We start from the raw sequence: 12,278 nt of genomic DNA on the forward strand, positions 1-12,278 counted from the left end.
TAGTTTATACAAGTCAGAGGAGGCTACACCATGTCTATTATTTTTGAATATCAATAATAATAAACTGTTTCCTCATAATAAAACAAGCCGCAATACAAATAGCAATACGAATCAAACACAATAAAAGGTATTGTATTTTAAAAAAATATCACATACATTTGCACCCACAATATACAACCATAACATTGTTTTATAACCAATTGAACAATTCTAATCCATATTAATAAAAGGCAATTATTAACATATATACATCTAAAAATTATTTTTTACAAATGACAAATTCTAATTTAACACGCGTATTAACCAATAAAAAATGGCAGGTGAGTGTATATCTATTATTCTTATTCACTCTATTATCTTGTGAAAAAGAGGATAAAGTAATGGAAGAAGAACTAACCGGTTCATGGAGAGTAGAAGCTGCTTATTATAACCCTTCTATGGACCTACTCAAATTTTTGGATACAAATAATGTACTCACTTTAAATGCAGATAAAACCTTTGATATTTCCAAAGATTTGATAATTCAAGAAGGGAAATGGCGCATTGATAAAAATATCGATGATGAATCCAGACTTAAATTGGATTTTACAACATCATCCCTTAAAGTTGATGCTGTCGTAAAACATGATGGAACAAAACTGACATTGATGAATTATAAACTTGTCCCCGATCTGAACTCAGCATTTAAGGACATAGAAGTAACACTCTTCAATATAACGTTAGTAAAAATCAAGTAAGCAAAGAATACAAAATGAAGGTGAAAGAGGTGAATGTATGTCCATATATACCTCCAATCCTTTCGAAAACAAAAAAATCCCGAAAAACGATTGTTTTTCGGGATTTTTCAATATAAGTTATTTTACCATATTACCACTTAATTACTTGCCTTATGTACGGTAAGTTGCGGGAATGGAAAATCGATACCTTGAGCATTAAAGGTTTCATATATAGCCTTATTCATATCGAAATATACATTCCAATAATCCCCGCTGTTTACCCATGCACGCACTACGACATTCACACTACTGTCTGCCAAAGCATGCAAAGCGATAAGAAAAGCCGGATCTTTTAATATACGTTCATCTCCATTTAAAAGATTTTCAATAACACTCTTTGCTTTTTCAAAATCTTCCCCATAATCTATACCAATGATCCATTCCACACGGCGTGTTGCCTGATGGCTAAAATTCGTTACCACTCCACTGCTTAATGAACCGTTCGGAATGTAAATCACCTTATTATCGGCTGTGGTCAGGATTGTATGGAATATCTGCACTTCTTTTACTGTTCCGCCTACACCTTGCGATTCGATATAGTCACCAACCTTATAAGGTTTGAACAACAATATAACCAACCCACCTGCAAAGTTTGCCAGGTTCCCGCTCAACGCCATACCAATGGCAACACCGGCAGAGGCAAGCAAAGCGGCAAAAGAGGTTGTCTGAACTCCTAATGCACCGACAACAGAGATAATCAACAAAACAGTCAAGATGACATTAACCAGACTGCCAACGAACGTTTTTACCGAAGCGTCGATATCACGCTTACTCAGCACACGTTTCACCAATTTATTTATCAGATTAATGACAAAGCGTCCAATAATAAAGACTAAAAGGGCTTTTATTATAGTCCACCCCAAATCTGCTCCTTGCGAAATAAGAGAATTAATCACTTTTTCCAGCTTTGTGCTGGCTTCTACTGCTGCTAATAGTATCATAATTAAAAATTTAATATTAAAAAATATCCATATAGTTAAATAACAATCCTACCCACAAAAAAGTATTACAAAGTGTAGCAAAGGTATAAAGTTTTTTTAATCTGTTAAAGAACTGATTTTATTATGTAGTTTTGTAGCCAGTCAAATAACATCTTAATGAGCATCTTATGAGGGTATTCCTTATTTTTATAGGCATGTTGCTGTTCGTTGGAAACAGCTTTGCACAATCCTACGAAGAACTGGTAAAAAAAAGTTATGATTTTCTGGATAAAAAAGATTTGGTTTCCGCAGAAGAAAGCCTGAAAGCTGCTATGCGCAAAGAACCTGCCAACCCGCTTAATTATGCTTTGCTGACTAATCTGGGAACGATACAACGCAGGCAGGGTAAGTTGGAAGAAGCACTTCTCTCCTATTCTTCGGCTTTAAGCGGCCACACTTCCAATATTACCATTTTAGAAAACCGTGCCTCCCTCTATACGGAACTGGGTGAAACAGAAAAAGCTCTGAGTGATTACAACACGCTATTAATTGCAGAACCGACCCATCAGGAAGCTTTGTATTGCCGTGGATTGATTTATATCCAACTGAAAAATTATATGTGGGCTGAACAGGACTTCGATAAGATATTGGAGATAAATGAAAAGTCTGTCCGCGCCCGTCTGGGACACGCCATCCTCGAGAAAGCACGTGGCAACTATACCGAAAGCGAGAAAATATATAATTACCTGATTAAGGAAATGCCTCGCGACTGGATTTTATATGAAGGACGCGCCGACCTTTATTTCATGATGGGAAAGAACTCCCGCGCGATGGCTGATATTGAAAAAGTATTTACCGAAAGCGAACCCAGTGCCGCCTTATATGTATTACGTGGTAAAATAAAATTATCCCAATACGAAAAAGAACGTGCCATCCTCGATTTTGAAAAGGCAGCATCCATGGGATATGACAAGGCAACCATCGATGAGCTGATGAAATTAACGAAATAAAGACATCCCGTAAAGATATCTACCATAACAGCCATATCCATCATATATCCGTCAAATGTAACGGGAGGGAGATACTCCGAATTGGTTTGTAAAATGTTTACGGAACGTATTTATATCATTATAGCCAACCATTTCGGCTATTTCTTGAACCGAATATTTTTTCTGTATAATCAATGAAGCAGCTTTACTCATGCGTATGCCACGGATTGCTTCAATAATGGACAAATTACTTTGCTGCTTCATTTTCCTGTATAATGTAGGCTGGCTGAGATTCAGGAGTTCAGCCAGCATCTTCGCACTGAAATCAGGATTAGTAAGGTTTGCTTCAACAATACCAATAACCTGCTGCATAAAAGGGTCAGCCTGTTCTTCGCCCTCCGAATTATCAGCCGTATGTTTTAGCATCAACGTTTTGGTATAGATTCGTTTCAATTGCTTACGCATATAAATCAGATTTTCGACTTTAGCCTTGAGTATTTCGGGGTTAAACGGCTTCATCAGATAATCATCCACCCCTATTCGAAGGCCTTTCAACAAATCTTCTTCTTCCGCTTTAGCTGTAAGCATTATAATAGGGATATGTGAAGTTTGCAAATTACTCCGGATTTCCATACAACAAACAAAACCATCTTTAACAGGCATCATGATGTCTGATATTATCAAATCCGGAATTTCATCTATTGCAATTTTTACACCCTCATCGCCATTGCAGGCTTCCAATACCTGATAGTCCTTATTAAATAGTGTATGGATATATTTTCTTATTTCATCATTGTCCTCCACTATCAATAACTTCTTGTATGAATTAGTTTCCAAGGTTTTATTTAGCAACTGCGGTACATAAAAAGTTTCATTTTCTTTTGGCTTCACCGCATTCTCAACCCATTCACATTCGTCATCTTTAAAATGTTCTTTTCCTATCGGAAGATAAAGAGTGAATTTTGCTCCTTTCCCCGGTGAACTGTCCAATACGACTTGCCCATGATGAATATCCATCGTATTCTTAACGATACGTAATCCTATGCCTACCTTGGTAGAAAATGAGGGTTCATTTTTGCCTGTTATAAAGGAATCAAAAATGCGTTCCTGCCAATCTTCTGCTATTCCCGGACCATTATCGGACACAGAAAGCAAACAAAACATTTTCCCGTCCACTTCTCTTTCTTCCAGTGAAACCTCGATTATTCCACAGGGAGGAGTATACTTAAACGCATTTGAAAGCAAATTTTTCAAGGCCGATTCTATTTTAGCCGCATCAATCCAAAGTTCAAGAAACTCTATACCAGAGTTCAGGACATACTTAGCCTTTTTTATTTCTGCCATATGCTTAAAAGAATTCATCACCTGTTTAACCAAAGCAACAATCTCCACTTTAGACAGACTTAAATGAACCATGCCAGCCTCTATTTTTTGAATATACAAAAGTTGGTTCACGAGAAAAAATAACGAAGACGCATTGTTATAAACCAAAGAAAGTTTATCCTGCAATATCTGTGGAAAACGTTCCGTCTGTAAGAGTTCTTGCAGAGGCGAAAGGATTAATGTTAGCGGTGTACGAAGCTCATGAGATACATTTGTAAAGAAACTTTCCCTTTCCAGGCTGATCTGTTTCTCCTTTTCTCTTTCCAAATTAACAATAAGCAACTCGTGTTTCAACTGTTCTTCCTGAGCCAGACGCATCTGTTTTCTTTTCAGGTGTTTTATCAGGTAACAGACTATAATAACAGCAAAAATAAATACCAACAGGCCGAACCAAAAAGTCTCATACCAATAAGGCAAAATTTTTACTGCTAAAGAAGTTATATCTCCGTTAGATCCATCTGGAAAAATACTCCTGACTTCAAAAACATATTCACCTCGGGGTAAATTTGTATACGAGACTTTGTCACCATCACCAGCCACTAACCAGTCTGTCTGGGCAGGAGTAAGTCGATAACCATATTTCTGTAAATCCTCCGAATAGGTCAAATTGCTGAACATCAGCGAAAAGTTATTATTGGTTGCGGTCAGTGTAAGTTTTTTAGTATAGGGAATACCTTTCTTAAGGATAATCTGACCGTTCACTTTTTGCCCGATTCCGACATGCTTATTATCAACCTCCAACTGGGTGATAACAACCTTGTTGGAAAGGTAATCATTCATAGCCTTATCCGGTAGAAAATAAGTTATATTCTTATTATTTCCCCAAAACAGATAGTCCTTATAAAGCATTACCGAACGGTTATTTCCAGATACATAATAGTTATAAAAAAGTTTCTGATGTTTTGAGTAACGTGAAACACTGGAGTTGGATCCCAGCCAAAGATGCCCTTTCGAATCTTCACTAATACAACCTATAAAATTACTGCTCAAACCGTTACGAGTCGTAAAATAACTCTCAATCGTATCTGAAGACAAATCCATTATACCAAATCCTTCCGCAAAACCAATATACAATTTTCCATCGGAAGAAGCAAAAAGGGAACGGACTTCCCATGCCGGGATATTCGCTTGTTTTTCAAAGCCGGATTGTATAATATTCTCTGGAAAACAGAATTTTTTAAGTCCGTATGAAGTTCCCAACCATAAGCATTTACCTGGAACTTCTGCCATTGCCCGTATTACACCTGAATGTACCGGATAATGTTTAAATAATTTTGTTGCAGGGTCAAAAAGTAATAACCCATTGGAGGTTCCCAACCATAAACGATCCTGACTGTCGAATACTAAAGACCAGACAGAGCCTGTCCAATGCGAACCGTCAGCCAAACGAATGGGAAGAACCGTTATTCTCTCATTGCCCGAATGATACCATATCAATTCGGACTGACTGTTTCCAAACCATAAATCTCCTTTTCTATCAGAGACAACACATAAAACAGTATTTCCTGTTCCGGAGGGTATTGATTCAAATGACAAATGAGACTGAGGATCGAACGGTTCCGAACTTCTCAAGATACCTTTATGAAATGAAGCCAACCAGATACGTTGCTTCTTATCGGTTGCCATTCCACAAATTTCATTATGGGTTTCCTGATGAAACCGTTTATAAAACTGCTTACGCAGGTCTGAGGCATAAACACCCCCTCCTTGTGTCCCGACCCAGATAATTCCTTCTGGATCATAATAGGCAGAAATCATCCGGGTTTCCAAATTCCGGTGTAATTGTGATGCCGTATTATTATAAACTTTTGTTGTAAGACGAGCCGGATTGTCTTTATCCGGCACAAGTACCGTATATCCGTTCCATGTTGCTACAAAATAATGTTCATTACCAAGGGGAACTACTTGATATACATCTCCATGTGATAATGTCCGGACTTTATCCTCCGGATTATAACTATATTGGTTATAAGTACCTGATTTCAGATTATGGCAAATCACTCCATCCACCCAAGTGGCTATCCATATACACCCATCAGAATATAAAAGACTTACAATATGAATCTTACCAGTTTTAAACCGGTCAATCTTACCTATTACATGAAATGTAGCCGGATCGAATGTAATAATATCTCCCCTATCTGTTCCGATATAAATTAGACCTTCCGGTGACTGGCAAAAAGCCATGTAACCTGTATCGTTTCCCCCCAAATGGGGGAACTCTTTTTCTACTTTCAGGTTAACCTCTGTTATATTCCCTCCCTTATCCGTCTTGTAATCTATCAGAACAGAAGAAAGAACATCTGGTGATATAGACCAGAAAGACGTATCATCTTGCATAAGTATGTCCTGAACTCTGGTACATTTTTCACTACCCCGGACTGGTATGAAATGCTCCATCCGCCGGTCGAAACAAAACAATCGCCTATTGGCTATTACCCAAAGCAAACCGTTTTCCGTTTCCTTTATATGAAGCACCTTCATATAAAGGCTGTCTAAACTGAAGTTCTTAATATTCTTCCCGTCATACCGGCTCAACCCGTTATTCGTACCGAACCACATGAAACCGTCCCGGTCTTTATGAATACAAGAGACTGTATTATCAGCCAGTCCATTCTGCATCGTAAGTATCCGGATATCTTTTTCAAAAAAAGCATAACCAGGCAAGCTGTAAAATATGACAAACAATATGACTATAATAGATTTCCCCATTGGCGAATTAACTGATCTATCCCTGAGAAGTAATAGGATCATATGCAAAGAAACAAAAAAGGAAGAAAGTATTTGTCACTAAATAAAAGAAAAAACGGCCCGACCACACAATTGAATGAAACGCCCACTATTCATGAATAAAACACCCGGTATACTGACTTGCAACAAGTAAAATAAATAAAACACCCGCTGTTAATGAATAATACACGAACCGTCCGATTCAACCATACCCCATACTTTTGTTTTCAAAATTATTTAAAATTAGTATTCACAACCTTAAAACTAAAAAAGGAATGAAGAAAAGAGTCACATTATTAATTGCACTGCTGATGACCAGTATATCCTATATATACGCACAGCAGCTGACCATTACTGGTACTGTTATTGATAAAGGTCTGGGTGAGCCGGTTATCGGAGCAACCGTCCTGGTACAAGGAACCACCAATGGAACCGTTACCGATATGGACGGTAAGTTTTCCATCGCAGCTTCAAAAGGAGATATATTGCATATTTCCTACATCGGTTACAAACCTCAAACTGTCAAAATCGACGGTACACAGAAAGTTCTTGCTATCCAATTGGGTGAAGATACGCAGGCGCTGGATGAAGTGGTTGTTGTCGGTTTCGGTACGCAAAAGAAAGTAAACCTGACAGGGGCTGTTTCCACCGTCGATACCAAAGCACTGGAATCACGCCCGGTTGCCCAGGTAGGACAAGCCTTACAAGGTGTCGTTCCGGGTTTGAACCTCTCGCTCAACAATCAGGGTGGAGCATTGGGAAACGCTTTGAAAGTGAATATCCGTGGTACAGGTACGATTGGCGAAGGTTCGAATGATGCTCCTCTGATCCTTATCGACGGGATAGAAGGTGATATGAATGCATTGAACCCGGATGATATCGAAAACATTTCCGTATTGAAAGATGCGGCTGCATCCAGTATTTACGGTTCGCGTGCACCGTTCGGTGTGATCCTTATCACAACGAAAAGCGGAAAGAGCGGAAAAACACAGATTACCTATAATAACAGTTTCCGCTGGTCTACCGCAACCAATCTCCCGGATATGATGGATTCCTATACATTTGCAAAATATTTCAATGCAGCAGCATTGAACAGCGGGCAAGACCCTGTTTTCAATGAAGAAACAATGGGCCGTATCATTGCTTATCAAAAAGGGGAAATCTCGACTACAACCGTTCCTAATCCGGGTAATGGCATGTTTGAATTCAACCAAAAAGCCAACGACAACCAAAACTGGGCACGTAACCATTTTAAGACCGGTTTCACCCAGGAACATAACGTTAATGTAAGTGGCGGTACCGAAAAGTTGACTTACTTTATGTCGGGTGCTTTCATGGACCAGGGCGGCAATATGCGTTACGGCGATGACGACTTCAAACGTATGAATGCTTCGGCTAAAATCAACTCAAAAGTAAACAACTGGCTGCAAATCGGTTTGAGTACCCGTTTCATCCGCGAAGAACTGAATCGCCCGACATATGCAAATGATGATCCGGACAATACGACAAATGGCATCGATGTAGGTCTATACTACCACGATATCTCACGTACCTGGCCAACAATGCCGTTCAAAGACCCGAACGGACATTATATGCGTAACTCTAAAATCATTCAAATAGAAGACGGAGGACGCTACAAACGCAGAAAAGACATTATTTATACACAGGCCAACATAACTATCACTCCGCTAAAAGACTGGAATATCCGTGGAGACATAAGCCTGAAAGCCGAACATATAAACAAAGACGAAAACCTGGCTAAAATCTATGAATGGAACTCAAAGAACGAACCGGTCCCTTTGGCATTTGCAGGTAGTTACGGCCCGGGTGCAACCTATGCATGGTCTTCCGCACAAGACAACAATCTGCTGACAACCAGTTTGTATACCGATTACTTCAAGTCTTTCAACAAAAACAACTTCAAGGTAATGGTCGGTTTCAATACCGAACTCTACAAACAAAACTACGTATATGCCAAACGTGACGATGTGATTAGCGATGAAGTGCCCAGTATCGACACCAGCATGGGAAAAGATTATACTTCCGCAAATAAGAAAGAATGGGCAACTACCGGTTTCTTCGGACGTTTGAACTATGATTACGATGGCCGGTTCCTGGCTGAAGTCAATGTACGTTATGACGGTTCTTCACGCTTTTTGCGTGATAAACGCTGGAACGTATTTCCATCTTTCTCTTTGGGATACAACATCGCACGTGAAGGTTTCTGGGAAGATATTTCGGAATATGTCGGAACATTGAAGCCCCGCTTCTCATGGGGTAAGCTGGGTAACCAAAACACCAAAGAATTTTATCCGTTCTACCCGGCTCAACCGCTTGGATTGAAAAATGGTAAATGGCTGATAGGAGGACAACAACCGACTACAGCTACTGCCCCACTGATGGTCAGTGCCCTGATGACATGGGAAAAGATTACGACAACTAATATCGGTTTTGACTTCGGAGCCTTGAACAACCGCTTGACGGGTTCGTTTGAATGGTATATGAGAAGTACAGATGATATGGTCGGCCCTCCCGAAGAAAAATCATCGATCATCGGTATAGATAACGACAAATTACCGCGTATTAACAATGCTGCCATGCAAAGTAAAGGTTGGGAACTGGCTTTAACCTGGAGTGACCAGGTCGGCAAGGTAGGTTATACGGTAGGATTTACTTTGGCTGATGCCAGAACCAAGATCACCAAATATCCGAACGATGCCCAAATTATAGACCGTAAGAACTCTGACGGAAACATGGAATATGTACCTTATAACGGAAGATATATGGGTGACATCTGGGGATTTGAAACGATAGGCATTGCTAAAACAGATAAAGAAATGCAAGATCATTTGGCTACAACCGACCAGTCACAGATCGGTAGCAAATGGGGTGCAGGCGATATTATGTATAAAGACCTTAACGGTGACGGTAAAATCACGACAGGCTCCAATATGGTTGGAGACCCCGGAGACCGTAAAATCATCGGCAATGAAACCCCGCGTTACCAGGTAGGTATCACATTGGGAGCCAACTGGAACGGTTTCGACTTCCGTGCTTTCTTCCAAGGCGTCTGTAAACGTGACATCTGGCTGGACGGCAACTTCTTCTGGGGAGCTGTTGACAACAATGGTGGTAGCGGTCTTTGGCAATCTATCGGATATAAAGAACATTTGGATTATTTCCGTCCGGATGGCGATGATATGGGAGCTAACTTGAATGCATATTTCCCGAAACCCTATTTCGATAACAATGCGACAAAGAACCATAAAACACAATCCGGTTATCTGCAAAGTGCCGCTTATCTGCGCCTGAAAAACTTGTCGGTAGGTTATACCGTACCTGGTTACCTGACAGCCAAGGCAGGTTTGAGTAAAGTACGCGTATTTTTCTCCGGTGACAACCTGTTCACCATCTCGTCTATCTTCGGCGTATTCGACCCCGAAGCAGTCGGAGGAGCAATGGGTAATGGTAAAATCTATCCGCTTTCAAGGACACTGTCATGCGGAATAAATGTTTCATTTTAATTATTAAAGCATCATGAAAAAGCAATCAATCATTATATTATCGCTGGCAGTCGGTTCACTTGGTTTCACTGCGTGTAACGACTACCTCGACCGCGAACCGCTATCATCCGTCACTTCGGAAAATTATCTGAATACGGAAGCTCAACTTGCCAGTTTCGGAGCTGCCCAATACGACGCACTCCCGTCACATAAACCAGGTGAATACAGTATCGGTGTTTTCAAAACCGATAATAACAGTGACAATCAGTGTTCTACGATAGAAGAATCCAATTTCATCCCCGGCGAACGCCGTGTTCCGACCAGCGGAGAATGGGACTTCAAGAAAATACGTGACTGTAACTATTTCCTCGAAACCGTATTACCCAAATACGAAGAAGAAAAAATCACGGGTTCGGACCCGAATATCCGCCACTACATTGGCGAAATGTATTTCTTCCGTGCCTTCCAATACTTCACTTTCATGAAAAAGTACGGTGACTTCCCAATCGTTGACAAAACATTATCAGATGACTATACCGAACTCGCAGAAGCCAATAAACGCCGCCCACAAAACGAAGTGGCCCGTTTTATTCTTGCCGATCTCGATAAAGCTGCAGAAATGATGAAAGAAACGCCGCCGGAAGCCAACCGCCTGACTAAATATGTAGCTTTATTATTCAAATCGCGGGTTGCCCTTTACGAAGGAACATGGTTAAAATATCATGCCGGAACCGACCGTGTTCCCGGCGGACCGGAATGGCCGGGTGCTAAAGCTCCTTACCTGAAAGATTTCAATATCGACCTGAATAGCGAAATACAATTTTTCTTATCCGAAGCTAAAACATCAGCAGAACAAATAGCCGATAATTTTCCTTTGGGAGACTATTCCAGCATGTTCAACAGTGTTGACCTTTCCGATAAAAAAGAAGTGCTGCTGTGGAGAAAGTATGATATCGGCCTAAAGATATTCCATTACGTCGTATCTTATTTACAAGCAATTTATCCGGGTGGTAACGGCTGCGGAAATACAGGATTAACCCGTTCATTGGTTGAAAGCTGCCTTATGAATAACGGCTTACCCATCTACGCCGCCGGAAGTTATTATTTAGGGGACAAAACACTGACCGATGTAGCGACAAATCGCGATAAACGGCTGCGTGAATCTATAAGTATTCCCGGCGATCCGATTAATGAAAATAATAAATTCACCCGTCCGGGTATCACAATTCTCCCGGAAAATAAAAATACGACAGGTTATTGCCAGCGTAAAGGTTTGAATCAGGATTTAAGTATGGGAGGTACAAATCCGGGCTATACAGCTTGCGTTATCTTCCGCGCGGCAGAAGCTTATCTGAATTATATCGAAGCCAGCTATCTTTTAAATAATAACTCACTGGATACAAAAAGTATCTCTTATTGGAAAGCGCTACGCCAAAGAGCGGGCGTTGATGAAGACATTCAAAAAACAATCGATGCCACCGATCTGTCGAAAGAAAATGACTTAGCCGTATATTCCGGAGAACAGCCGGTTGATGCCACCTTATATAACATTCGCCGTGAACGCCGTACGGAATTCATTGCTGAGGGTTTACGCCTTGACGACCTGTATCGTTGGAGAGCACTCGACCGAATGAAAAATTATCAAGTGGAAGGTTTCAACCTTTGGGACGAACAATACAAACTGTATGACGACTTGAAAGTAGAAGGCGAAGCAGACGAACCGAATGTTTCCAGCAGCAAATCAAGCAAATATATCCGTCCGTACCAGATACACCGCAACAACAAGGCATTCAACGGATATACATTTATGAAAGCCCATTACCTGGCTCCTATCGCTTATGATGTGATCCGTCTGAGTACACCGGAAAAGGGTGGCGACATCAGTACCGCTTACATTTATCAGAACCCGGGTTGGGATATTCAACCGGGAACAAGTGCTAATAAGTAAAGGATATATTTAGTCCTAATAAGATTGAT

The 12,278-nt window shown here is 40.4% G+C and carries 6 protein-coding genes; 4 read left to right on the forward strand and 2 right to left on the reverse strand.

Translation table 11 applies throughout. From position 1 onward, the window contains the following. The first annotated feature begins 272 nt into the window (after positions 1-272). Positions 273-737, forward strand: coding sequence for a hypothetical protein (locus ACGE0T_RS14530; protein ID WP_459187342.1), 465 nt, complete (start codon positions 273-275; stop codon positions 735-737). Positions 738-874: 137 nt separating this feature from the next. On the opposite strand, the gene ACGE0T_RS14535 is transcribed toward ACGE0T_RS14530, so the two are convergent. Further along, positions 875-1,717 (reverse strand): mechanosensitive ion channel family protein, encoded by an 843-nt coding sequence (locus ACGE0T_RS14535; protein ID WP_459187343.1) that lies wholly within the window; start codon positions 1,715-1,717, stop codon positions 875-877. Between the two features lie 167 nt (positions 1,718-1,884). Between ACGE0T_RS14535 and ACGE0T_RS14540 the strand changes: the two genes are divergently transcribed. Further along, complete coding sequence (locus ACGE0T_RS14540) at positions 1,885-2,706, forward strand: tetratricopeptide repeat protein (protein ID WP_459187344.1); 822 nt, start codon at positions 1,885-1,887, stop codon at positions 2,704-2,706. 51 nt (positions 2,707-2,757) lie between these two features. Here ACGE0T_RS14540 and ACGE0T_RS14545 read toward each other — a convergent pair whose 3' ends face one another. Next, a complete protein-coding gene (locus tag ACGE0T_RS14545; RefSeq protein ID WP_459187345.1) occupies positions 2,758-6,780 on the reverse strand; it encodes a hybrid sensor histidine kinase/response regulator transcription factor in 4,023 nt (1,340 codons plus the stop codon). A 293-nt stretch (positions 6,781-7,073) separates the two neighbouring features. Between ACGE0T_RS14545 and ACGE0T_RS14550 the strand changes: the two genes are divergently transcribed. Next, positions 7,074-10,322 (forward strand): SusC/RagA family TonB-linked outer membrane protein, encoded by a 3,249-nt coding sequence (locus tag ACGE0T_RS14550; protein WP_459187346.1) that lies wholly within the window; start codon positions 7,074-7,076, stop codon positions 10,320-10,322. Positions 10,323-10,335: 13 nt separating this feature from the next. Beyond that, positions 10,336-12,249: a RagB/SusD family nutrient uptake outer membrane protein gene (locus ACGE0T_RS14555; protein WP_459187347.1), complete on the forward strand. Its 1,914-nt coding sequence runs from the start codon at positions 10,336-10,338 to the stop codon at positions 12,247-12,249. Positions 12,250-12,278 lie beyond the last annotated feature (29 nt).

The sequence above is a fragment of the Parabacteroides sp. APC149_11_2_Y6 genome, assembly GCF_054506995.1.

What these genes read in the sequence shown, in the direction of transcription:
- ACGE0T_RS14530 (WP_459187342.1), top strand. Translation starts at nt 273, where the DNA reads ATGACAAATTCTAATTTAACACGCGTATTAACCAATAAAAAATGGCAG.
- ACGE0T_RS14535 (WP_459187343.1), bottom strand. Translation starts at nt 1,717, where the DNA reads ATGATACTATTAGCAGCAGTAGAAGCCAGCACAAAGCTGGAAAAAGTG.
- ACGE0T_RS14540 (WP_459187344.1), top strand. Translation starts at nt 1,885, where the DNA reads ATGAGGGTATTCCTTATTTTTATAGGCATGTTGCTGTTCGTTGGAAAC.
- ACGE0T_RS14545 (WP_459187345.1), bottom strand. Translation starts at nt 6,780, where the DNA reads ATGGGGAAATCTATTATAGTCATATTGTTTGTCATATTTTACAGCTTG.
- ACGE0T_RS14550 (WP_459187346.1), top strand. Translation starts at nt 7,074, where the DNA reads ATGAAGAAAAGAGTCACATTATTAATTGCACTGCTGATGACCAGTATA.
- ACGE0T_RS14555 (WP_459187347.1), top strand. Translation starts at nt 10,336, where the DNA reads ATGAAAAAGCAATCAATCATTATATTATCGCTGGCAGTCGGTTCACTT.